We start from the raw sequence: 23,811 nt of genomic DNA, 5'->3' as shown, positions 1-23,811 counted from the left end.
TCTTGATTACGACGGTGATTATCCATGGAATCTGGATTGCGGTAGTAACAATCGAAGCAATCTTCAAACAGTAGAAAACAAAAATCCTGAAAGCGCATTCAATTTAAAGTCATATCCTAATCCAGTAAAAGATAAATTGCTTTTTGTAAAACCACAAAACTTAAAAAACACCTCTTTACTTTTTGAAATTTATGATACCCAAGGCGCTCTAATTTTTACAGAAAAAACTTCAGGCAACGAACTAAGCCTAGATCATTTAGAAAGCAAAATGTATTTTATAATTGTAAAACAATATGGAAAAACCATATATAGAAATAGATTTATAAAGCGCTAACACCGGTTTATACTATACCATAGTTAATTAGAATTGTAAAAACACCTGTACTTTACTGTGCAGGTGTTTTTTTATAAATAATATTCTGAAGTATGCTTAATCACCTTTAAAGAAAAAGTGGTATTCAGGACTCCGATATTATCAATTTTTGATAATTTAGAACGCATAAACTCATGATATTCTTCTAAGCTTGGCATATTTATTTTTAGCAAAAAGTCTACCTGTCCTGCCATATGAAAGCACTCTTGAACTTCTTTCAAATTTTTTATTTGATTTTCAAACTTATCAATAAATGATTCTCCATGAGATTGTAGAGACACCTGGCAAAATGCTGTAATGGGCAAACCAACCATATTTTTATTCACAATTGCAACATATTTTTCTATATACCCTTTACTTTCTAAACGTTTTATCCTCTCATATATAGGAGAAACAGTTAAGTTTAAAAGATTCGCTATTTCCTTCGCAGTTTTTTTAGAATCTCTTTGAAGGATACGCAAAATAGTTTTGTCTGTGTTATCTAACATTTCCATATTATTTATACTATTACACTATTCAGATAAAAATACTTTTATTTTATAACAACAAAGCTTTTTTTATCACAATAATACATTTATCCAATCTATTTAACCAAATATACTCATATTTAAGAAACAAATCATAAAATCTAATTATAAGTGAATTTTCTATCAAATTAACATTTTAAATACATTAAATCAACTTAAAAACACATATACACTTACTTTTATCAAAAAATGAGTAGAATTTTAACACGAAAAAAAACTTAATAGTGTAGTAATACATATTATAAAAAGATAAAAAAACTTCATAAACTAATTTTTACCATAAAAATCACTAATATTTATAGCAAAATACAAATATTAGTCTTCATATTATAAATTTGAAAACAATAATCCTCTTAAACATAACGCATTGTTAATCTTTCAGAAACGCCAATTGATTAAGAGTTTATTAGAGAAATCAGCAGTCAAATTATTAACTAAACCAATTTTAATATGAAGAATAAATTAGGATATCTATTTTTTGTGCTTACCTTCATGTCATTTGCCAATATGGTTACCGCCCAGGAAATTACAATTACTGGAAAAGTAGCAGATAATACGGGAATGTTATTACCAGGGGTAAACATTATTATAAAAGACTCTTCTACAGGAACACAAACCGATTTTGACGGAAACTATTCATTAACAGCCTCATCAGGAGATACATTGTTATTTAGTTATCTGGGAATGGAAACTCAAAGTATTACGGTGTCAGATTCGGGAGTACACAACATCACTATGCAAGAGAGTTCTAATCAACTAGAAGAAATTGTAGTTACCGGGTATTCAAAACAATCGGTAAGAAATATAACTGGATCTGTTACCGTAATCAAAGCAGAAGATTTAGCCGCTACTACTCCTGTCGATATTGAGCAATCTTTGCAAGGATTAGCCTCAGGAGTTACTGTAGGTTCTGAAGGAGGCCCCGGAGGATCTGCAATGGTAAGAATACGAGGGTTTGGAACAATCAATAACAATGACCCTCTTTATGTAATTGATGGTACACCAACAACTACCGGAATTAACCAGCTAAATCCAGCAGATATTGAATCTATGCAAATACTAAAAGATGCATCCTCTTCTGCTATTTATGGATTTAGAGCTGCTAATGGGGTAATCCTTATCACCACCAAAGGAGGTAAGTATAATAGCAAGACTAAGTTTACATTTAATACAAGTCTAGGAGTTGACAACATTGCAAAATCTGCTTTTCCGGATTTATTATCTCCTCAGGAGACTGCAAATGTTATTTGGACCCGTTTTAATAATGATGGCTTTGCTCCTTCTCACCCTCAATATGGTAACGGAAGTACCCCTGTATTACCAAATTATCTAACCCCTGCTGGAGCAGATTCTGCAGATCTATCTACATATGATGCCCAAACTAATAAGATTACCAGAGCAAATAAACAAGGTACAGATTGGTTTGATGAATATTTTAATGATGCTTTTGTTCAAAATTATAATCTGGGATTATCCGGAGGGTCTGAAAATGCAAAATTTCATGTCGGAATGGGTGCACTAAAACAAGAAGGTGTAGCCTTACATACTTTCTACAACAGATATGTATTAAGAGCAAATTCAGAATTTAAAATAACTGATAATTTCAGAATAGGAGAATCGTTTAACCTTTCTTATTCTGACCGAGTTGGTTCTGTTGGAAATCAATCTACCGGAGGGGATATTTCTTTCTTATATAGAGCACAACCTATCATTCCTGTATACGATATTGCAGGTAATTATGCCGGCCCTCAAAGTCCGGGATTAGGTAATGGCATTAACCCTGTAGCCAGTGCAACTCGAAACAAAAACAACTTGCAAAGAAGCTACAGAACAATTGGTAATGCATATGCAGAGCTAGACTTTTTAAACGATTTTACTTTTAAAACTAACATAGGACTGGATTACAACAATAACAACAGCTCGTTTTATGTTTTTCTTAATCCAGAAGTTGCAGAGCCAAATTCTGTTAATCGTTTAATAGAAAGTAACGATTATACCATCTCTTCTACATGGTATAACACACTTAGTTATTCTAAAAATATAGGAAACCATTCTATTAATGCAATGTTAGGAACAGAATCTAATAAAACACAAAGAAAATTCCTGAGTGCTTCAAGAACTGATTTCTTTACCGACGAACTAGATTATAGATATTTGGATAGAGGAACCGGTTCTAGAGATAATAATGGTAGCGGAATTAAAAGTGGATACTTCTCTAGCTTCGGAAAAGTAGATTACAGCTACAACGATAAGTATTTATTATCATTTTCTCTACGAAGAGATGCTACTTCAAAATTTGCTCAAAACAAAAGATCAGATTATTTCCCTTCATATAGTGCCGCATGGAGAATATCTAGCGAAAATTTCATGAAGAGTCTATCATTTATCAATGATCTTAAAATAAAAGCTGGATACGGAGAACTAGGAAACGAAAGCATTCCTCAAGGTAGAATATTTAGTCAATATATTAATAATGATAACAGTAATTATGATATAGGAGGAAACAATTCTAATGTCACACCTGGATATAGTTTATTCATATTTGGAAACCCAGATTTGGAGTGGGAAACAACGACAACAAAGAATATCGGAATTGATGGCGCTTTATTTGATCGAAAATTAACATTCAGCTTTGAATACTACAATGCATTAACAAAAAAATTATTAGTTCAGGATCAAGCCAATGTAACTCTCATAGGTCTTGCCCAGGCTAAATACATCAATGCAGGATCTGTAGAAAACAAAGGATTTGATTTTTCACTGGGATATAGTGATCAGATTAATGAAAATCTAAAGTACTACGCTTCAATAAATGTTTCTACTTATAAAAACACAGTAAAAGAATTAGGAAACAATCCAAATTATTTCTTAGAAGGAAATTTAGCACGAGAAACCAGACCTTCTAGAACACAAGCTGGCCATCCAATTGCTTCATTTCATGGTTTTATTATTGATGGTATTATTCAAAACGACGCAGAACTTGCAGCTACTGGTGATTACCTGGGAAAAGAGATAGGAACATTTAAGTATAGAGATGTTAATAATGACGGAGTGATTAATGATGATGATAGAGATTTTATAGGAAATCCTCATCCTGATTTTACCTATAGTTTTAATTTGGGGGCAGAATACAAAAATATTGACTTTGGAATATTCTTTCAGGGAAGCCAAGGAAACGATATTTATAATTTCACTAAATTCTTTACAGATTACAACAGTTTTCCTGGAGCAAAAAGTAGAAATTATCTAAATTCCTGGAGCCCCTCTAATACAGGTGCTACTTTACCTAGACTTTCTAATAACCCTGCAGAACACTATTCTAGTGCTAGTAATTATTATATAGAGGATGGATCATACCTTCGTCTTAAAAATATTCAATTAGGATACAGCTTACCAGAACGATTAACATCTAAACTAAAGATTTCGAAATTAAGGTTTTTTGTACAAGCCAAAAACCTATACACCTGGACAAAATACTCTGGATTAGATCCTGAAATCAACTTACAACAATATGGCGGCGATTCTGTAAACCTGGATATCGGTATTGATAGAGGTGCATACCCTGTAGCGAGAACCTTTATACTAGGTGTTAATCTTGCTTTATAAATAAAAAACGAGGTAAAATTGAGCATAGGCAAACAAATGAAGATGAAACCAATGATGATCTCTTATTGCTCATTCTACACAATAATCAAAAAAATCAAATATAAACAGATGAAAAAAATAATCTTATTTGTATTCGTTACGTTACTAGTGATTTCTTGCGAGAAAGAACTAGACATTGAACCACAAGGATCTCTCGTTGAAGGAGTAATAGAATTTAATAAAGAATGGGTCGACCAACAACTTATCAGCGCCTACGCTATTTTGGATGGGAATCCTGGTTATTTCTGGGCACCAGCATCTAACTGGGCTCTTGGAGATGTAGCCTCTGATGATTTTCATAAAGGTTCGTCTATAGATGATCAGCCTCAATTGAATGATGTTGAGCGTTTCTCTTCGGGAACAACAAACATTTATCTATCCAGAAAATGGGAATCTTTATTTGAAGGTATTTCCAGAACAAATCAAACGATAGAATCAATTACCAAAGCTATAGAAAAAGGCACTCTAGAAGAAGATTTAACAGTTCTGGGTGCAGAAGCACGTTTCCTAAGAGCACATTATCATATGGATGCAAAAAAAATATGGAACAATATACCTTTCATGAAAGAAGGACTAACCACTACTCCATCTAATGATACCGATATCTGGCCACAAATAGAAGAAGATTTAACATATGCAATAAACAATCTTCCCGAAAGCCAGGATGATGCTGGTAGAGCTACCTCATGGATAGCTAAAGCATATCTGGCAAAAGCACATATGTTTCAAAATGATTATACCGCAGCAAGGCCAATTTTAGATAATATTATTAATGAAGGACCGTTTCAATTGGTTCCTAATTATCATGATAATTTTAATGCTGAAAAAGACAATAATTCAGAATCTGTATTTGCTGTTCAAAACTCTGTAAATGACGGAGGAGATGGGTTTATTAATGGTAATAGGGGTAATAGATTAAACCACCCATATGCTCCTGATGCTCCTGGCGGAGGATGTTGCGGTTTTTTTCAACCTAGCCAAAATTTAGTGAATGCATTTAAAACCGATGTTAATGGATTACCATTATTAGATGCTTTTAATGACTCTGATATCACCAATGATCAAGGAATCACATCTGATCAACCTTTTACACCATATACTGGTAACCTAGATCCAAGATTAGACTGGACAGTAGGTAGAAGAGGTATAGAATATTTAGGTTGGGGGATTATGCCCGGATCGAGATGGACACGTGATCAATCTAACGGAGGGCCGTATGTTGGTAAGAAACATGAAATATTAAAATCTCAAGAAGGCTCAATGTCTGCTGCTGGATTGCCGCAATACAATGCGATTAACACACCATTAATAAGATATTCTGATGTATTATTATGGAGAGCAGAAGTATATGCTCAGGATGGTCAATTAACCGATGCCATGAATCTTGTAAACAGAATAAGAGCTAGAGCTGCAAATCCCGATGGATTTGTTAAAAACCCCGACGGAACACCAGCTGCAAACTATGTAATTAATGAATACACATCGTTTCCTGATCAGGAATATGCCATTAAAGCGGTTCGTTTTGAAAGAAGATTAGAATTAGCCTCAGAAGGACATCGATTTTTTGACCTGGTACGTTGGGGGGTAGCTCCGCAGGTATTAAACAAATATATTAGTGAAGAATCTTCAAAACGTGTTTACCTTAACGGAGCAAGTTTTACCCAGGGAAAAAGCGAATACTACCCCATTCCTCTCGATGCAATAAACTCTTCAGGAGGAGCTTTAAAACAAAATTCCGGATATTAATTATAAACCAAGTTCTACTAATAGATTTGTTTCATTAGTTATTTTTTGTTTTAGATTGTAAAGACAGAATCATTCATACAGATTCTGTCTTTCACATGTTAATTCATCATACATTTTTAACACCCAATGTAATTCAACCACGAAGTTCAAAATAAATGAATTATGAAATTGTTTATGCTTAGAAGAATACTCCTAACCCTTATGATTGCAGGATTAGGGGTCCATTGTACAAATAAAGAAGAAGTAAAAAAGCCGGCAGATTATGTAGATGTTTTTATCGGAACAAAATCACCCGGACATACATTTCCTGGCCCTATGCTTCCTTTCGGGATGGTACAATTAAGCCCTGATACCAGAAATGATCACACCAGCTGGCCGGCCTGTGCAGGATATGATTATACAGACACTTCTATTATAGGGTTTACCCATACGCACTTATCAGGAACAGGAGTTCCCGATTTAGGTGATATTTTACTCATGCCTACAACCGGAGAAGTACAATTTCAAGCAGGTACTCCAGAAAATCCTGATACCGGATATCGTTCTAGATATACTCACCAAAATGAGTTTGCCGAACCTGGATATTACTCTGTTATTCTGGATGATTATAATATAAAGACAGAATTAACAACCACAAAACGGGTCGGAGTACATCGATACACATATCCAGAAGCAGAAAAAACAAGTATCATTGTCGACCTAGAACATCGTGATCCGGTAATAGAAGCAACATTCGAGATCATAAGCAAAACAGAAATTGCTGGATATCGAAGATCAAAGGCATGGGCCGGTAACCAACGCCAGTATTTTGTGGCACAATTTTCTAAACCTATCGCGTCCTATCAAATTCTTACTGGAGAAAAAACAGCAACTACAGGTACCAAATTTAACAACAAGAAAATAATAGCAGCTCTTAATTTTGACAGTGCAGGAGATCAGGTTATCGCGAAAGTAGCATTATCTGCGGTAAGTATTGATGGTGCCAGGAAAAACCTAAAAAAAGAATTACCACATTGGAACTTTGATAAGATTAGAAAAGAAGCAAAAAAAACCTGGAATACTTCGTTACGTAAAATAGCAATATCTGATAGCAACGAAGATAAAAAAGAAATATTTTACACCGCTTTATACCACAGCCTTTTGACCCCTAATTTATATAACGACATTGATGGTCAATACCGAGGAATGGATGACAACATCCATACCGCAAAAGGGTTTAACAATTATACAGTTTTCTCTCTTTGGGATACATTTAGAGGCCTGCACCCATTATTAACAATTATAGAGCCAGAGGTAACCCGAGATATTGTTGTTACCTTACAAAAAAAACACGAACAATACGGTGAAATCCCCATGTGGGAATTGGCAGCAAATGATACAAGGTGTATGATAGGATATCACGGAGTTTCGGTTATGGCAGATGCATACTTAAAAGGAATAACAGATGTGAATGCCGAAAAAGTATTAACTGCCATGATAGAAAGTTCTAATGTAAAAAAAAGAGGCATTAACTACTATACCGAATTAGGTTTTGTACCCTCAAACAAAAGCAGTCAATCCGTTTCTAAAACGTTAGAATATGCATATGATGATTGGTGTATTGCACAAATGGCCAAAGCGTTAAACAAAACAGATATCTATAATGAATACTCTCGAAGAGCTCAATTTTTTGTTAATCTATATGATCAGCAAACAGGATTCATGAGACCTCGATATTCTAATAGAAAGTGGTATGAAGATTTTAATCCTACATCTGTCGAAAAAACGTATAATTTTAATTTCACCGAAGGAAATTCATATCAATACAGCCTGTTTGTTCCTCATGATATAGCAAGCGTAATTAATTTAGTTGGGGGTGACACTAATTTTAATCAATGGCTAGACGACCTTTTCTCTAAAAATTTTGATGAAGAAATTAGCGAAGATTCTGATGTTTCTGGATTGCTAGGTCAATATTCTCATGGAAACGAACCCAGCCATCACCTCGCTTACTTATACAACTATGCCGGTAAGCCCTGGAAATCACAGCAAACTATTCACAAAATATTAAACGAAATGTATACTTCTGAACCTGATGGGCTCTGCGGAAATGATGATTGCGGACAAATGTCTGCATGGTATGTATTAAGCAGTTTAGGATTTTACTCTGTTACACCGGGGGCTTCAGAATATGTTATTGGAAGCCCATCTTTTGAAAAGGCCGAAATTCACCTCGATAACGGAAAAACTTTTACAATAAGAGCTCATAATGCCAGTGAAAAAAACATCCATTTTTCATCCTTGAAACTTAATGGTAAAGAATATCCTAACACATATCTAAAACACGAAGATATTCTAAAAGGAGGGGAATTAGTTTTTGAAATGACAGATATTCCTAATAAAGATTGGGGTATTGATCCATCAAACAGACCACTATCAGATACAAAAAAAACAGTGCATATACCCTATCTAAAATCTGATCATACCACATTTTTAGACACCAAAACAATCGTTTTAGGTTGTGATACAGAAAATGCTAATATATATTATACAGTTGACGGTAGTGAACCCACAGAAAATAGTATACCCTACAACTCTCCTTTCGAGGTGAAAAAATCTACAGAACTAAAAATCAAAGCTTTCAAAAATGATTTAATATCTAGTTATACAACAACATTATTTTTAGAGAAACTAGAGAGTATAGATCCAAAGAAATTAAAGACCAAACTTAAAAACGGGCTTTCATATAAATATTATGAAGGTATTTTTCGATCTGTTTACGATTTCCTACAAGAAGATCCCATACAAAAAGGAGAAGTATCAACTATCAATATAGAACCCCGTTTACGAGATGAATGGATAGGTTTTGAATTTGATGGATTTATCAATATTCCTAAAAATGGCGTATATAATTTTGAAATTGCTGCAAATGATGGTGCCCAACTATTAATTGACGGCAAAGAATTGTTTGAAAGTGATGGAAGAAAATCATTTAGTTTTATTCAAAAAAACGATATAATTTTATCTAAGGGACTGCATAAATTTACTATACGATATTTTCAATGTTCAGATAATATCGGTCTAAAAACATTATGGAGTGGTCCTGATTTTGAGAAAATAGAAATTAACACTTCTCATCTTTATCATATCGTTGATCAAAATAAAAACAAATCTAATCCATAACTTTCGAAAAGATACTAAAAGTAGACTAACCATCGACAGCATACGTAACAACTAACAAACAAAACATAGAATAAAAAATGATATTAGGAGTAGATATAGGAGGTAGCCATATTACTGTAGCCCGCATTGACACCAAAAACCACAAAATACCAGATTCTAATTTAATTTCAATAAAAGTAGACAGCACCGCTCAAGCAAGTGAAATTATTGATCAATGGATTTATGCTTTACAAAAAAGCATAGATGCTCTTGACAACGAACCTCTTGAGGGAATATGCATTGCAATACCAGGTCCTTTTGATTATCATCAAGGAGTTTTTGCCTATAAAATGAAGAATAAATTCACCTCTCTCTTTGGTATAGATATTAAAGAAATAATTAGTAAACGATTAACATTATCAGACACTACGCCATTACGATTTTATAATGACGCTGCCTGTTTTGGTATAGGAGAATTCTGGAAAGGAAAACTTAAGTCTACAGAAAAAGCACTAGCCATAACTTTAGGTACCGGTTTTGGAGCTACCTTTTTATTGCAAGGACTCCCTATACTTTCTGGAGATGGTGTTCCCGAAAATGGTGAACTATACAATATTCCTTTTAAAAATGGAATAGCAGATGAGTATTTCTCTACCCGTTGGTTTATTAAAAAATATAAGGAAGCAACAGGGATTACCATACGTGGAGTAAAAGATCTAATTACCGATTCTAACTCCAATCCGTATACAGATCAAATATTTACTGAATTTTCTAGAAATTTAGCCACCTTCCTGTCTCCCTGGTTAAAAGAATATAATGCAGATGCTGTTGTAATTGGAGGAAATATATCTAAAGCATGGAATTCTTTTGCAGAGCACCTGAATACAGAACTAAAAAATCAGGGATGTACTACCAAAATATATCAAAGTGAATTAAAAGAAAAGGCTATTTTACTAGGTGGGGCGCGTCTGGTTAATAACATATTTTATCAGAGCCTCTGTTTTTAGAGTTATATAAACCGAGCATATTGGCAAAAGATTAAATTATAGTAACCAACAATATTAAAAGATAAAACAAATTATAATCTAAAAAAACACTATTTTGAAAAACAGTACAACATATAAAAGTGCTTTTATATTTTTAACTTCCTTATTCTTTTTATGGGGGTTTATAACAGTACTCGTCGATTCTCTAATCCCGAGACTTCGGGAAGTTTTTACTTTAAATTACTTTCAAGCTGGATTAGTTCAATTTGCGTTTTTTGGAGCCTATTTTTTATTATCAATCCCTTCTGGCTTTATTCTATCTAAAATTGGATATAAAAAAGGGATTATATTAGGCTTGTTAACTCTGGCAACAGGATGTTTATTATTTTATCCTGCTGCATCGTATCGCGAATTTAGTATTTTTATGTTAGCGTATTTTGTTGTGGCAAGTGGAATTACCATTCTACAAGTTGCTGCTAATCCATATGTAGCTGTATTAGGTTCTGAAGAAGGTGCTTCGAGCAGACTTAACTTATCTCAGGCCTTTAATTCTTTAGGTACTACTATTGCTCCGGCTATTGGAGCTATGTTTATTTTAAGTGATAAAGTTAAAAACCCTCAGGAAATTGCCGCTTTAAATACCATAGACAAAGAGAGCTATTATATTTCTGAGGCCGCTGCAGTTCAATCTCCTTTCATAGGAATCGCCATATTTGTCGCCATCCTAGCCTTTATATTTATATTTATCAAACTTCCTAAGCTAATAAAAAGCAGCCCAAAAGGTGGGTATATAAAAGTTTTACAAAGTAAATCTTTGATGATGGGAGCTATTGGAATATTTGTATATGTTGGTGCCGAAGTTGCTATAGGTAGCTATCTAATCAATTATTTTTTGGATATGAATCTTGCTTCTCTAATCAAGGAGAGCACATTTATGAGGAGTATCTCTGAAGGGATTTTGGGATCAGATAGCCAAACACTAGACAATAAAGCAATAGTAGGTGCTTTTGTTACTTTTTATTGGAGTGGTGCTATGATTGGTCGATTTATAGGAGCACATCTAACCAAAATTATAAAACCTGCAAAGGTTTTAAGTTTCTTTGCCATTGGAGCTATTTTACTGATTCTAATATCTATGTCAACATCTGGTTTTATAGCAATGTGGAGTATCCTGGCAGTAGGACTATTTAACTCTATTATGTTCCCAACCATATTTTCTTTATCTATAGAAGGATTAGATGACCTAAAACCACAAGCATCTGGTGTTTTATGCACTATGATCGTTGGTGGCGCAATAATCCCTCCCCTATTTGGATTACTTTCTGATCAAACAGGGTTTAAGACCGCGCTGACCCTTGTGTTAATCTGCTATATTTATATAGTCTTCTACGGTAGAAGAAAAGCTAATATTTAACATGTAAAAAATAAACCCTCATCACTCTATATACTAAAAACTTAAAAGTGAACATAAAAATCATATCGTAATGAAATATCTATCAATTATAATAGCAGCGATACTTTGCTTTTCTTCATGCAAGAAAGATTCTACAAGTCCTGTAGTCGAGGATTCTGTACCAAAAACTATCAAAAAGACAGGTTTTACAAAATATGTCAATCCATTTATTGGTACCAGCAAAATGGGGCATACATATCCAGGAGCAACAGCACCATTCGGGATGGTACAGCTAAGTCCTCAAACGAATTTTGAAGTAATGTTTAATGAAGATGGTAGTTATAACAGAGAAACTTATGAGTATTGTGCCGGATATCAACATAGAGACTCTACCATACTAGGTTTTTCTCACACCAATTTAAGTGGTACGGGGCACTCTGATCTAGGAGATTTTTTGGTAATGCCAACAACAGGGAATTTAGTACTCGACCCCATAAAAACAGCCGATGGCTCTAAAGGATTTTATTCTATGTTCTCTCATGATCAAGAATATGCTTCGCCAGGGTATTATAGAGTAGAACTAAAGGATTATAATATTATGGCAGAGCTTACCGCTACAGAACGTGTAGGGTTTCATCAATATACGTTCCCAGAAACAAAAGACGCACATATTATTTTGGATTTAGTTTATAATGTTTATCATCATGATGATAAAAACGTATGGACATTCTTACGAGTAGAAAATGATTCTTTAGTAACCGGGTATCGTCAAACCAAAGGTTGGGCAAGAACCAAAAAAGTATTTTTTGCTATGCAGTTCTCTAAGCCTTTTAGTAGTTATGGGCACAAAAAATACGATACTGTAAAATACGATGGATTCTATCGTCGTTTTGAACAGCAGGAAAATTTTCCTGAAATGGCAGGAAAAGACATTCGAGCATATTTTAATTTTGACACCAAAACCAACGAAAAAATCAATATCAAATTTGCATTATCCTCTGTTAGCACTAACGGAGCATTAAAAAATCTGCAGTCTGAATTGCCAGGTTGGGATTTTGAGAAAACAAAACAGAAAACCGAGAATAAATGGAATAATGAATTATCAAAAATAGAAGTAAAAACAATTACCGAAGCAGACAAAACTACTTTTTATAGTGCCTTATACCACACTATGCTTAGTCCTATTATTTATGAAGATGTAGATGGTAGTTATCTTGGATTGGATCAAAACATACATACTTCCGAAAATTTTACAAACTACTCGATTTTCTCGTTATGGGATACATATAGAGCCTTGCATCCATTGTTTAATATTACGCAACCCAGTCGTAATAATGACATGATCAAATCAATGCTTGCTCATCAAGAACAAAGTGTGCATCATATGTTACCGATCTGGAGTCATTATGCTAATGAAAACTGGTGCATGATAGGTTATCACGCAACTTCGGTAATAGCTGATGCTATCGCCAAAAATGTTGGAGATTTTGACAAAAACAAAGCTCTTTCTGCATCAGTGAGCACTGCCAACGTACCATATTTTGATGGTTTAGGAGATTATATCAAATATAAATATGTCCCCGATGACAAAAGCCACTCTTCGGTTTCTAAAACATTAGAATTAGCTTATAATGATTGGTGTATTGCACAGATTGCAAATAGTATCGGAGATAAGAAAACTACAGATCAATTTCTAAATAGATCAGAGTATTATAACAATGTATATGATCCCAAAATTGGATACATGCGTCCTAAATTATCTAATGGTGAATTTAGGAAAGAATTTGATCCTTTAGATACACACGGGCAAGGGTTTATTGAAGGAAACGCATGGAATTATGGTTTATATGTACCTCATCAACTGGAAAAAATGGTAAAAATGATGGGAGGAAACGAACGATTTAGTCAACATCTGGATTCTTTGTTTACTATGAAATTAGAAGACAAGTATATAGAAAAACACGAAGACATAACTCGAGACGGAATTATAGGTAATTATGTACATGGTAATGAACCAGGTCATCATATCCCTTATTTATATAACTGGACAGGAAAACCATATAAAACCCAAGAGCGCGTTCGTATGATTATGGATACTATGTATGGTCCTACGGTAGATGGATTGTGTGGTAATGATGATGCTGGGCAAATGAGTGCATGGTACATATTTAGTAGTTTAGGATTTTACCCGGTTACACCAGGATCCCCCAATTACGCAATAGGGAGTCCTCTGGTTAAAGAAGCAGTATTACATCTAGAAAATGGAAAAGATCTAACAATCATAGTAAAAAATCAAAGTAAAGATAATATCTACGTAAATCAGGTTACGGTAAATGGTAGAGTAATCAATAACACTACTCTTTCGCATAATGATATTATAAATGGTGGAGAAATTATTTTTGAAATGCAAAGCACTCCAAAGACTATAGAATAATATTTATCATTATTTTTTTCATAGTATTAAATTTACATAATGTATAAGGTATTTTGTCAAATTTTATATAAGAATTAAGAAGGCAAGGTGGATACTATACTTTAGTAAAAAAATAAAAGAGACCCCAAGGCTTTGACTTGGGGTTTGCTATACAATACAATTTACAGAAAGAATAATTAATAATAATCAAAGCAAAAACTATTTTAAATTGTAATTTTAACGACTAGCTATTTTTTAGTTAGTATTACTTAAATAGACTATATATAACAAATGATATTAGGAGTAGATATTGGAGGTAATTATATTACTGTAGCCGGAATAGACACCAAAACAAACAAATTATCAGAAGCTAATCTAGTTTCTATTACTGTAGATAATACCGCTGAAGCTAATGAAATATTAGAACGATGGTTATTTGCAATACAGAAAGTTATAGATACTCTTGCAGATGACCCTCTAGAAGGAATTGGTATTGCTATACCCGGGCCATTTGATTATTATAATGGAATTTTTGCTTTTAAAATGAAACAAAAATACGCGTCTCTTTTTTGCACAAATATTAAAGAAATACTGAAGAAAAAATTGCAACTATCTGATGATATCCCTATACGATTTTATAATGATGCTGCTTGTTTTGGTATTGGTGAGGTATGGAAAGGAAAGCTTAAATCAATTCGAAGAGGATTAGGGATAATATTGGGGGCTGGTTTTGGAGCTTCTTTTCTGTTTCATGGACTTCCGATTCTTTCTGGCGATGGAATTCCTAAAGATGGAGAGCTGTACCACATCCCATATAAAGACGGGATTGCAGATGATTATTTTTCTACTCGATGGTTTATTAAAAGATATAAAGAGATTACAGACACAACAATTGATAATGTTAAAGAACTTACAGAAGCTTCCTTAGAAAATGATGTTGCTGTACAACAAGTTTTTAATGAGTTTTCAGAAAATCTAGCTGAATTTTTAAGTCCCTGGTTAAAATCTTACAATGCAGAAGCTATAGTTATCGGTGGCAACATTGCTAAAGCATGGCCCTTTTTTGCTAATGAGTTAGAGAAAAAAATAAATGCTCAAGATTGTCTTGTGAAAATACATAAAAGCGAACTTCAGGAAAAAGCTATATTATTAGGTAGTGCAAGATTGGTTAATGACACTTTCTATAAAGGGCTCGCTTTTTAATACAACACCTCGAATGTATAACTTTTAGATCAGTATAAAAGAATGGATTTTATTTGATTACTTTTTTCTTTTTAAACTTCCATTCGGTAATACCACCATCGAGATCATAGATTTTAGTAAATCCAGCTTTTTTCATATAGTTAGAGCATTTATTACTCCTTCCTCCACGGGCACAATATACAATTACAGGTTTTGTTTTATCGACTTTAGAAATTAGATCTTCAAAATTTTCATCTCTAAAATCAATATTTACAGCTCCTTCAATATACCCCTGGGCATACTCACCCGGCGTTCTTACATCGATAAGTTGTACTTTACCCATTTCTAATAGTTCATCCATTTCTTCAACAGTGATTACTTCTACTACAGCATCATCTTCGACCTGTTTACAATTAAGCAATACAGAAGCAATAAAAATGACTACTAAAAATGATTTGATTTTCATAAAGTTGTATACTAATCTTCTACGATTTCGCCTTCCCAATTCATAAAACCACCTACCAAATTATATGTAGTCTCGAATCCCATTTGATTCATTAACATACATGCCTGGGCGCTACGTGCTCCAGAACGGCAGTATACATAGTAATTTTTAGTCTTATCCAGTTTTCCTAATTCATCAAGAAAACCTTGCCCCTGACGAATATCTACATTAAGCATATTAGGTATGTAACCGTCCTCTACTTCTTCTTCTGTTCGTACATCTAAAATTACTGCATTATTGTCATTAGCAATTTGCTCTTGCCATTCTTCTTGAGTGATATCTTCTGCCATTATAAAATGTGTTCTACTAAAATTGGACTTTTGTTTTTTTACTCCTTACAAATATAAAAAGTAGTTCATTAATTGTAGTAAAACTACACCTTCAATTTATTAAAAAATTAGAAAAATATTATGCTTTAATGCTACAACCTATAGCTTTTGTAACTTCTACAGGAACCTTTTCTCCTTTTAACAGGGCATTTACAGCATCTTCGACATATTTTTGATCGGCTGCCGATGCATCTTTATAATTATTATCAATAGCCCCTATATATCGAACAATATTACCCTGAGGTGTTTTCTCCAGAACATAGACATGAGGAGTCTTTGTAGCTCCATACTGAGGATATATTTTTTGTCCATCATCAAACAAATACGGGAAAGTAAACCCTTTATCTTTTGCTCTTATTTGCATATTATCAAAACTATCATCTGGATAAGCCTTTGGGTTATTAGGGTTTATAGCCACAACGGGATATCCCTTTGTTTTAAAAGTAGCATCCAGCGCTATAATTCTATCTTCGTAAGCCACCGAGTATGGACAATGATTACATGTAAAAACCACAATAAATCCTTTGGCATCTTTATAGTCTTCTAAGGACACTAATGAATTGTCTACATTTTTAAGTTTAAAATCTGTAGCAACATCTCCAATCGAATATCCTTTATCAATTTTAGCACCAGATACTTTATCTAATGCAAATGCACTTATTGCTATTACAAAAGCTACTCCAACCAGAATCTTTAAAGTTTTCATTGGTTTATTTTTTTATTACTCTTTGATTTATATAGATGCTTACAGCATTTTTTTAAGCTCTTTTTCTAATTCATTGTAGGTAAAAGATCTTTCATAAAAATTACTATTTCCATCTTTATATATTACTGTTGCCGGAATAGAACCCGACCATTCAGTATTAACTTCTGGAATCCAACTATTTGCATCTGGATCATCTAGTAAGATAACTTTACTTCCTATTTTTTGTTTTTTAACAAATGGAATTAACTTAGCTTCTACTTGACTGGGTAAATCCAGACTCACCAAAATAACCTCTACTTTATCCTTAGGATACCTACTGTTGATTAACTCAAAATAAGGTAACTCGGCCACACATGGTTTACACCAGGTAGCCCAGAAATTAATCACTCTTACTTTTCCGTCATTAATATTTAATAATGGCTTAAAACTTTCAAAATCATATACAGGTATTTCTATACCTTTACTTTCGAAAACATCTGTTGCATCAAGAGCCACAGTCTGTTGCTCTCCTTTGCAGTTAGCAAAAAGCACAATAAATATGGTATATAAAATTAATCTCGACATCATACTAATGTATCAAAACCATTAATTCTGTAAAAGAAAATTAACAAGGTTTCTATATTTTATCTAAATATTTTCAGAATTTTTCACAATTGTTTAACTCAATAATGATACTTTTCTAAATCACAATAATACTATTAAACCTGATCTCAAAACTTGAATTTAACAAAGAATTAATAACATTTTACAATTTTTGAAATAAAAATTAACATACATTTGTATAGACAAATATTGTAGATACAATTGAACATAGAAAAGATTATAAAAACAGAAATTGAACTTCCGCTACCTAAAAAAGTCGTAATAAATTTATTATATACGGAAAACTGGATAATGGACAAAATCAATATCGAATTAAAAGCGTTTGATATTTCTCTTCAACAATTTAATGTACTACGAATCTTAAAAGGACAAAAAGAGAAACCTGCTAACCTTTCTACCATACAAGAAAGAATGGTTACCAAAATGAGTAATACAACTCGATTGGTAGATAAGCTCATTAACAAAGGTTATGTACAACGTGTAATCTGCGAATCTAATCGAAGAAAAGTTGAAATTACCATTACAGAGCAAGGAAAAAAATTTTTGGATAAAGTAAGTCCCATAATGGATGAATTTGAAAATAGAGTTACTTCAAATTTCTCTACAGGAGATTTGATCCAATTAAATGAATTATTAAATAAACTTCGAAATTCTAACTCATAAATAACTATTAATTTTTTAACAATCATGAAAACTAGACTTAAATCATTATTCTTAGCAATTGCAGTAGTTGCAACAACATCTACTTTTGCTCAAAAAAAAGAAATCAAAACTTCAGAAAGTACAATTAACTGGACAGGTAAAAAAGTTACAGGATCGCATACAGGAACACTAAAATTATCAAAAGGGTTTTTGGTATTTGATGGCGATAACATTACAGGAGGTGAATTTGTAGTAGATATGACCTCACTTGCTGTTACTGATCTTGAAGCTGGAAAAGGAAAAGAAAAACTCGAAGGACATTTAAGTTCTGATGATTTCTTTGGAATAGCAAATCATAAAAATGCAAAATTAGTGGTTACAAAAACCAAAAAAACAGATAAAGGTCATATAGTAGCCGGAGATCTTACCATTAAAGGAAAAACAAATCCAATCAAATTTATTCTAGCCTTAAATGATGGTACTGCATCAACCACACTTAAAATTGACAGAACAAAGTATGACATCAAATATGGATCAGGAAGTTTCTTTGATAATTTAGGTGATAAAGCGATCAGCGATGAATTCGAATTAGCTGTAAGTTTAAAAATGTAATTTTTTATTGTTCTGAATTATAATTAATTTATATATTTGACCCAATAAATAAAAAATGAAAACAATCTTAACAAATAATTGGTGGTGGTCATCTCAAAACGAAAACGTCGTGAGATAGCTCCTATCATTGTGTTAAGTAAACATATCAAAGGCTTGTCGAATCACGACAAGCCTTTTTTTTGTTCCCTAAACAGAGATTGTATTTAAAAATTAAAAACGCAAAATGACTTATAAATTAACCACACATTTCAAACAAATTCTGGCAGACACCTTTACTCCAGTAAGTGTTTATCTAAAAATTAGAGATCGTTTTCCTAATAGCTTATTATTAGAAAACAATGATTACAGAGGTAGTGAAAATAGCTTTTCTTACATCTGCTGTAATCCAATCGCCAATATCAAGGTAGAAAACGAAACTATTTATCAGTCTTTTCCCGATAAGAGTATCGAGGAAACACCTATTACTGATTCTACTAATATTGCTGAAGTTGTTGAGCAATTCGGTAAAAAATTTATAACCTCAAAAAGCAAATTCAAATTCATTAACAATGGCCTTTTTGGTTATATCTCTTATGATGCGGTTCGATATTTTGAGGATATCTCTATTTCTAAAAAAGAAGATGGTTTACATATACCCGACATACAATACACGGTATATCAAAACATTATTGCTATTAGTAATTTTACTAATGAAGCCTATATTTTTGCGCACTGCTATGAATCAGAAAGTAATATTGCCGAAATAGAATCTCTACTTAAAGTCAAAAATTTTGCCTCCTATAATTTCACTACAGTTGGTGATACAACCTCTAATCTTAACGACGAACAATATAAAGAACATGTTTCCCTTGCCAAAAAACATTGCCATCGCGGTGATGTATTTCAATTAGTACTATCGAAGCGTTTTTCACAAAAATTTAAAGGAGACGAATTTAATGTCTACAGAGCATTACGTAGCGTTAATCCTTCACCCTACCTGTTTTACTTTGATTATGGTGATTTTAAAATATTTGGTAGTTCTCCCGAGGCACAACTAGTCGTAAAAGATGATACTGCAGAGATTCACCCCATTGCAGGAACTTTTAAACGTACAGGTAATGATGAGCAAGATGCAGAATTAGCAAAAAAACTATCTGTAGATGAAAAAGAAAATGCAGAACACGTGATGTTAGTAGACCTAGCACGTAATGACTTAAGTAGAAACGGAAACCATGTTACTGTAGAGACCTATAGAGAAGTTCAATTTTATTCTCATGTGATCCATTTAGTTAGTAAGGTTACCAGTAAAAAACACAAAGACACCACCACTATGCAAATTGTAGGAGATACTTTCCCTGCAGGTACACTAAGTGGTGCACCAAAACACATGGCCATGCAACTTATCGAGAAATATGAAAACGTAAATCGTGATTTCTATGGGGGAGCAATTGGTTTTATGGATTTTTCAGGAAACTTTAATCATGCGATCATGATCCGTACATTTCTAAGTAAAAATCACAAATTACACTGGCAAGCAGGAGCCGGATTGGTTAACGAATCAAATGAAGAAAACGAATTACAAGAAGTATATAATAAACTAGGCGCATTAACAAAAGCATTAAAAATAGCAGAAGAAATATAAGGGTGTTTCCCCAATTACTTGGGGTCGGGCTATTCGCGCTACAAGGTAGCCAGCTGCTATCCCTAACACAAAAAAGCAATAAAGAGATAAAGTAATAAAGTGTAAAAGCTCTGAAAAAAAAACAATGAATACAAAAATATTAGTAATAGACAATTACGACTCATTCGTATACAATTTGGTTCATTACCTAGAAGATCTTGGTTGTGAAGTTGTCGTAAAACGTAATGATCAATTACGATTAGAAGATGTAGATGCATTTCAAAAAATCTTATTATCTCCAGGTCCGGGAATCCCAGATGAAGCAGGGTTACTAAAAGACATTATCCGCAAATATGCAGACACCAAAAGTATTTTTGGAGTTTGCCTGGGGCAACAAGCGATAGGAGAAGTTTTTGGTGGTAGTCTGATCAACCTCAATGAGGTTTATCATGGTGTGGCAACCAATGTAACATTATCGGTCACAGATGAATCTCTTTTTAAAGGACTTGACACCAGTTTTGATGTAGGGAGATATCACTCCTGGGTAGTAGCAGATAAAGATTTACCCGATTGCCTGCAAGTGACATCATATGATGAAAACGGACAAATCATGTCCCTGCGTCATAAAGAATTAGATGTTCGAGGGGTACAATTTCATCCAGAATCTGTATTAACTCCCGATGGAAAAAAGATATTAGAAAATTGGGTTAATAATTAACACTTAAAGATAAAATATACTAACTTAAATACTACTCTATACAAGCTTGCTTTCCTGTTTAGAAAGCAAATGCCAGAGTGCAAGGCTTATGAAAAACTTACTCAACCGATTAATCAATCACGAAACCATCTCTAAAGAAGAAGCCAAAAGTGTTTTGGTTAACATCTCTAAGGGAGAATATAATCAAAGTCAGATTGCTTCATTTCTTACCGTATATATGATGCGTAGCATTACTATCGAAGAATTAGAAGGGTTTAGAGATGCCTTACTAGAGCTTTGTATCGCAATAGACCTTAGCGAGTATAACCCCGTAGATCTTTGTGGTACAGGAGGTGACGGCAAAGATACCTTTAACATATCAACACTTTCTTCTTTTGTCTCGGCAGGAGCTGGGATTAAAGTCACTAAACATGGTAACTACGGCGTTTCTTCGACATGTGGTAGTTCTAATGTAATGGAGCATTTGGGAATTAAGTTTAGTAATGATAAAGACTTTTTAAAACGTAGTATCGATGAAGCAGGGATTTGTGTATTGCATGCCCCATTATTTCATCCTGCAATGAAAAATGTTGCTCCGATACGTAGAGAATTAGGAGTAAAAACATTTTTCAATATGCTTGGACCAATGGTAAATCCAGCATTTCCAAAAAATCAAATCGTAGGAGTTTTTAATCTGGAATTAGCAAGGATGTATGGATATTTGTATCAAAATACAGATAAAAAATTCACTATTATCCATGCGTTGGATGGATACGACGAGATTTCACTAACCGGAAACACAAAAACAATTTCTAATACTACCGAAGGAATGCTTTCTCCATTAGATTTTGGAGTACCATTATTGAAACAAGAAGATATTTACGGAGGAGATTCTATCGAAGCATCTGCTGCTATATTTATGAATATCCTGAGCGGAAAAGGAACCGAAGCACAAAATAACGTAGTCTGTGCCAATGCAGGAATGGCTATCGCCACAGTAGAAGGTCTCGAACCAAAACAAGGATTCGAAAAAGCAAAAGAATCATTACACTCTGGAAAAGGGTTAATGGCACTAAAAAAAGTTCAGGAACTAAGTAAAAATTAAAATAATTTGTCATTCCAGCGTAGGCTGGAATCCAAAATTGAAATTATAATTAAAAAAGACTAACCGACACTTAGGTATAAAACATGAATATCCTAGACAAAATAATAGCCGATAAGCATAAAGAAGTTGCCCTTAAAAAAAGTATAATCCCTATCAAACAATTAGAGAACTCTGTATTATTTGATCGCGAAACAAACTCATTGGCCAAGGCTTTACAAAACAGCGATACAGGCATCATAGCAGAACATAAACGCAGATCTCCCTCTAAATCTGTAATCAATCAAAAAGTAAGTGTACAAGATGTAGCCGATGGATATCAAAATGCCGGAGCTTGTGGGATGTCGGTACTATCCGACGGTAAGTATTTCGGAGGATCTCTAGAAGATCTTTTACTCGCCAGAGCCACAGTACAAATGCCCTTGCTACGTAAAGAATTTATCATCGACGAATATCAATTAGTAGAAGCCAAAGCTCACGGAGCCGATGTAATCTTATTAATTGCAGCCGTTTTATCCCGTGATGAGATAAAATCTTTATCCCAGTTTGCCAAAAGCTTATCTCTCGATGTATTATTAGAAGTTCATAACCAGGACGAATTACAAAAATCTATCATGCCATCTTTGGATATGCTGGGCGTAAATAATCGAAATCTAAAAACATTCGAGGTAAGTACAGATATTAGTAAAACACTAAGTACTCAAATCCCAGATGATTTTGTAAAAGTTTCAGAAAGTGGCATTAGTACTATAGAAGCTATAAAAGACCTAAAGCAATATGGGTATAAAGGTTTTCTTATTGGTGAAAATTTTATGAAAACCGAAAACCCCGGAGCCAGTGCAATAGAATTTATACAAAAACTAAATACAGACCTCACAGGTCTTCGATACCTGTAAGGTCTAACTTAGTAAAAGCTAAAAAAACAACAAACGATGAAGTTGAAAATTTGCGGAATGAAATACCAGGAAAACATAGAAGCTGTTGCAGCTCTCAAACCAGATTACCTTGGCTTTATTTTCTATGAAAACTCTCCCAGAAATTTTGAAGGAGAAATTCCAAAATTACCTTCTACAATAAAAAAAGTAGGGGTTTTTGTAGACGCCTCTGTAGATTTTATTGTAGAAAAAGTAAAGCAATATGACTTTAAAGCTATTCAATTGCACGGAAATGAAACTCCTCTGTTCTGCCAGGAGTTAAATTATAGTCTAAATAAACTTCACAAGTCTTCGAGACTTGTGAGGTCTAACCAAATCAAGCTCTGGAAAGTATTCTCTATCAAAGATCAATTTGATTTTGACCGTTTACAACCCTATGAAGGTATTGTAGATTATTTTCTCTTTGATACCAAAGGAAAAGAAAAAGGAGGTAATGGATATACTTTTGATTGGAGTGTCTTAAAAGACTACCCCTCTTCTACCCCATTCATTTTAAGTGGTGGTATCGGACTTAATGAAACCGAAGCTATTTTATCTTTTCAGAAGCGCCCCGAATCTAAATATTTACATGCTATTGATGTAAACAGCAAATTCGAAAGTGAACCCGGAGTAAAAAAAACAGAAAATCTCGAAAAATTTATAAAGCTTGTCATTACGACATAAACGTAATGACA

20 protein-coding genes are annotated in these 23,811 nt (G+C 33.5%); 15 read left to right on the top strand and 5 right to left on the bottom strand.

All coding sequences use genetic code 11. The annotated features are described in order from the left end of the window. A partial coding sequence (locus tag Z053_RS29380) for a T9SS type A sorting domain-containing protein (protein ID WP_035096926.1) occupies window positions 1-334 on the top strand: 334 nt, incomplete at its 5' end. Window positions 335-405: 71 nt separating this feature from the next. Here the strand turns inward: Z053_RS29380 and Z053_RS0126100 are convergent. Next, window positions 406-867 carry an Lrp/AsnC family transcriptional regulator gene (locus tag Z053_RS0126100; protein WP_025667904.1) on the bottom strand — a complete coding sequence of 154 codons (462 nt, stop codon included), beginning with the start codon at window positions 865-867 and terminating at the stop codon, window positions 406-408. 483 nt (window positions 868-1,350) lie between these two features. On the opposite strand from Z053_RS0126100, the gene Z053_RS0126095 reads away from it, so the two are divergent. The 7 genes from Z053_RS0126095 (at window position 1,351) to Z053_RS0126065 (ending at window position 15,427) form a co-directional block, all read left to right on the top strand. Then, on the top strand, window positions 1,351-4,506 hold the full coding sequence (locus tag Z053_RS0126095; protein ID WP_025667903.1) for a SusC/RagA family TonB-linked outer membrane protein: 3,156 nt from the start codon (window positions 1,351-1,353) through the stop codon (window positions 4,504-4,506). 108 nt (window positions 4,507-4,614) lie between these two features. Beyond that, window positions 4,615-6,291 (top strand): RagB/SusD family nutrient uptake outer membrane protein, encoded by a 1,677-nt coding sequence (locus Z053_RS0126090; protein WP_025667902.1) that lies wholly within the window; start codon window positions 4,615-4,617, stop codon window positions 6,289-6,291. A gap of 162 nt (window positions 6,292-6,453) precedes the next feature. Continuing rightward, window positions 6,454-9,453 carry a GH92 family glycosyl hydrolase gene (locus tag Z053_RS0126085; RefSeq protein ID WP_051476151.1) on the top strand — a complete coding sequence of 1,000 codons (3,000 nt, stop codon included), beginning with the start codon at window positions 6,454-6,456 and terminating at the stop codon, window positions 9,451-9,453. A 77-nt stretch (window positions 9,454-9,530) separates the two neighbouring features. After that, entirely contained in the window at window positions 9,531-10,439 is a 909-nt protein-coding gene (locus tag Z053_RS0126080) for an ROK family protein (protein ID WP_025667900.1), read from the top strand. 94 nt (window positions 10,440-10,533) lie between these two features. Further along, window positions 10,534-11,832, top strand: coding sequence for a sugar MFS transporter (locus tag Z053_RS0126075; RefSeq protein WP_025667899.1), 1,299 nt, complete (start codon window positions 10,534-10,536; stop codon window positions 11,830-11,832). Between the two features lie 70 nt (window positions 11,833-11,902). After that, the gene (locus Z053_RS0126070; RefSeq protein ID WP_025667898.1) at window positions 11,903-14,245 is read left to right on the top strand and encodes a GH92 family glycosyl hydrolase; all 2,343 of its coding nucleotides are present in this window, start codon (window positions 11,903-11,905) and stop codon (window positions 14,243-14,245) included. Window positions 14,246-14,515: 270 nt separating this feature from the next. Continuing rightward, entirely contained in the window at window positions 14,516-15,427 is a 912-nt protein-coding gene (locus Z053_RS0126065) for an ROK family protein (protein WP_025667897.1), read from the top strand. A gap of 49 nt (window positions 15,428-15,476) precedes the next feature. Here Z053_RS0126065 and Z053_RS0126060 read toward each other — a convergent pair whose 3' ends face one another. The 4 genes from Z053_RS0126060 to Z053_RS0126045 form a co-directional block, all read right to left on the bottom strand. Continuing rightward, window positions 15,477-15,872 (bottom strand): rhodanese-like domain-containing protein, encoded by a 396-nt coding sequence (locus Z053_RS0126060; protein ID WP_025667896.1) that lies wholly within the window; start codon window positions 15,870-15,872, stop codon window positions 15,477-15,479. 11 nt (window positions 15,873-15,883) lie between these two features. Further along, a complete protein-coding gene (locus tag Z053_RS0126055; protein ID WP_025667895.1) occupies window positions 15,884-16,201 on the bottom strand; it encodes a rhodanese-like domain-containing protein in 318 nt (105 codons plus the stop codon). Between the two features lie 118 nt (window positions 16,202-16,319). Further along, window positions 16,320-16,946 carry a thioredoxin family protein gene (locus Z053_RS0126050; RefSeq protein WP_025667894.1) on the bottom strand — a complete coding sequence of 209 codons (627 nt, stop codon included), beginning with the start codon at window positions 16,944-16,946 and terminating at the stop codon, window positions 16,320-16,322. A 39-nt stretch (window positions 16,947-16,985) separates the two neighbouring features. Further along, entirely contained in the window at window positions 16,986-17,510 is a 525-nt protein-coding gene (locus tag Z053_RS0126045; protein ID WP_025667893.1) for a TlpA family protein disulfide reductase, read from the bottom strand. A gap of 330 nt (window positions 17,511-17,840) precedes the next feature. Here Z053_RS0126045 and Z053_RS0126040 point away from each other — a divergent pair, with 330 nt between their 5' ends. From Z053_RS0126040 to Z053_RS0126010, 7 genes are all read left to right on the top strand, one after another. Then, window positions 17,841-18,212, top strand: coding sequence for a MarR family winged helix-turn-helix transcriptional regulator (locus Z053_RS0126040; RefSeq protein ID WP_316930215.1), 372 nt, complete (start codon window positions 17,841-17,843; stop codon window positions 18,210-18,212). A gap of 24 nt (window positions 18,213-18,236) precedes the next feature. Next, entirely contained in the window at window positions 18,237-18,803 is a 567-nt protein-coding gene (locus tag Z053_RS0126035) for a YceI family protein (protein WP_025667891.1), read from the top strand. Between the two features lie 223 nt (window positions 18,804-19,026). Further along, entirely contained in the window at window positions 19,027-20,424 is a 1,398-nt protein-coding gene (locus Z053_RS0126030) for an anthranilate synthase component I family protein (RefSeq protein WP_025667890.1), read from the top strand. Between the two features lie 124 nt (window positions 20,425-20,548). Beyond that, window positions 20,549-21,121, top strand: coding sequence for an anthranilate synthase component II (locus tag Z053_RS0126025; RefSeq protein WP_025667889.1), 573 nt, complete (start codon window positions 20,549-20,551; stop codon window positions 21,119-21,121). Window positions 21,122-21,209: 88 nt separating this feature from the next. Continuing rightward, window positions 21,210-22,205 (top strand): anthranilate phosphoribosyltransferase, encoded by a 996-nt coding sequence (trpD, locus tag Z053_RS0126020; RefSeq protein ID WP_025667888.1) that lies wholly within the window; start codon window positions 21,210-21,212, stop codon window positions 22,203-22,205. An 83-nt stretch (window positions 22,206-22,288) separates the two neighbouring features. Further along, window positions 22,289-23,098 carry an indole-3-glycerol phosphate synthase TrpC gene (gene trpC, locus Z053_RS0126015; RefSeq protein WP_025667887.1) on the top strand — a complete coding sequence of 270 codons (810 nt, stop codon included), beginning with the start codon at window positions 22,289-22,291 and terminating at the stop codon, window positions 23,096-23,098. Between the two features lie 36 nt (window positions 23,099-23,134). Continuing rightward, entirely contained in the window at window positions 23,135-23,800 is a 666-nt protein-coding gene (locus tag Z053_RS0126010) for a phosphoribosylanthranilate isomerase (protein ID WP_035096923.1), read from the top strand. Window positions 23,801-23,811 lie beyond the last annotated feature (11 nt).

This window comes from Aquimarina megaterium XH134, from assembly GCF_000520975.1.
Classification (GTDB): domain Bacteria; phylum Bacteroidota; class Bacteroidia; order Flavobacteriales; family Flavobacteriaceae; genus Aquimarina; species Aquimarina megaterium.
Note: the sequence above shows the minus strand (reverse complement) of the source record. Positions and strands in the feature narration are given on the sequence as shown.

Coding starts and splice junctions, on each gene's coding strand:
- Z053_RS0126100 (WP_025667904.1), bottom strand. CDS start 867: ATGGAAATGTTAGATAACACAGACAAAACTATTTTGCGTATCCTTCAA.
- Z053_RS0126095 (WP_025667903.1), top strand. CDS start 1,351: ATGAAGAATAAATTAGGATATCTATTTTTTGTGCTTACCTTCATGTCA.
- Z053_RS0126090 (WP_025667902.1), top strand. CDS start 4,615: ATGAAAAAAATAATCTTATTTGTATTCGTTACGTTACTAGTGATTTCT.
- Z053_RS0126085 (WP_051476151.1), top strand. CDS start 6,454: ATGAAATTGTTTATGCTTAGAAGAATACTCCTAACCCTTATGATTGCA.
- Z053_RS0126080 (WP_025667900.1), top strand. CDS start 9,531: ATGATATTAGGAGTAGATATAGGAGGTAGCCATATTACTGTAGCCCGC.
- Z053_RS0126070 (WP_025667898.1), top strand. CDS start 11,903: ATGAAATATCTATCAATTATAATAGCAGCGATACTTTGCTTTTCTTCA.
- Z053_RS0126065 (WP_025667897.1), top strand. CDS start 14,516: ATGATATTAGGAGTAGATATTGGAGGTAATTATATTACTGTAGCCGGA.
- Z053_RS0126060 (WP_025667896.1), bottom strand. CDS start 15,872: ATGAAAATCAAATCATTTTTAGTAGTCATTTTTATTGCTTCTGTATTG.
- Z053_RS0126055 (WP_025667895.1), bottom strand. CDS start 16,201: ATGGCAGAAGATATCACTCAAGAAGAATGGCAAGAGCAAATTGCTAAT.
- Z053_RS0126050 (WP_025667894.1), bottom strand. CDS start 16,946: ATGAAAACTTTAAAGATTCTGGTTGGAGTAGCTTTTGTAATAGCAATA.
- Z053_RS0126045 (WP_025667893.1), bottom strand. CDS start 17,510: ATGTCGAGATTAATTTTATATACCATATTTATTGTGCTTTTTGCTAAC.
- Z053_RS0126040 (WP_316930215.1), top strand. CDS start 17,841: ATGGACAAAATCAATATCGAATTAAAAGCGTTTGATATTTCTCTTCAA.
- Z053_RS0126035 (WP_025667891.1), top strand. CDS start 18,237: ATGAAAACTAGACTTAAATCATTATTCTTAGCAATTGCAGTAGTTGCA.
- Z053_RS0126030 (WP_025667890.1), top strand. CDS start 19,027: ATGACTTATAAATTAACCACACATTTCAAACAAATTCTGGCAGACACC.
- Z053_RS0126025 (WP_025667889.1), top strand. CDS start 20,549: ATGAATACAAAAATATTAGTAATAGACAATTACGACTCATTCGTATAC.
- trpD (WP_025667888.1), top strand. CDS start 21,210: ATGAAAAACTTACTCAACCGATTAATCAATCACGAAACCATCTCTAAA.
- trpC (WP_025667887.1), top strand. CDS start 22,289: ATGAATATCCTAGACAAAATAATAGCCGATAAGCATAAAGAAGTTGCC.
- Z053_RS0126010 (WP_035096923.1), top strand. CDS start 23,135: ATGAAGTTGAAAATTTGCGGAATGAAATACCAGGAAAACATAGAAGCT.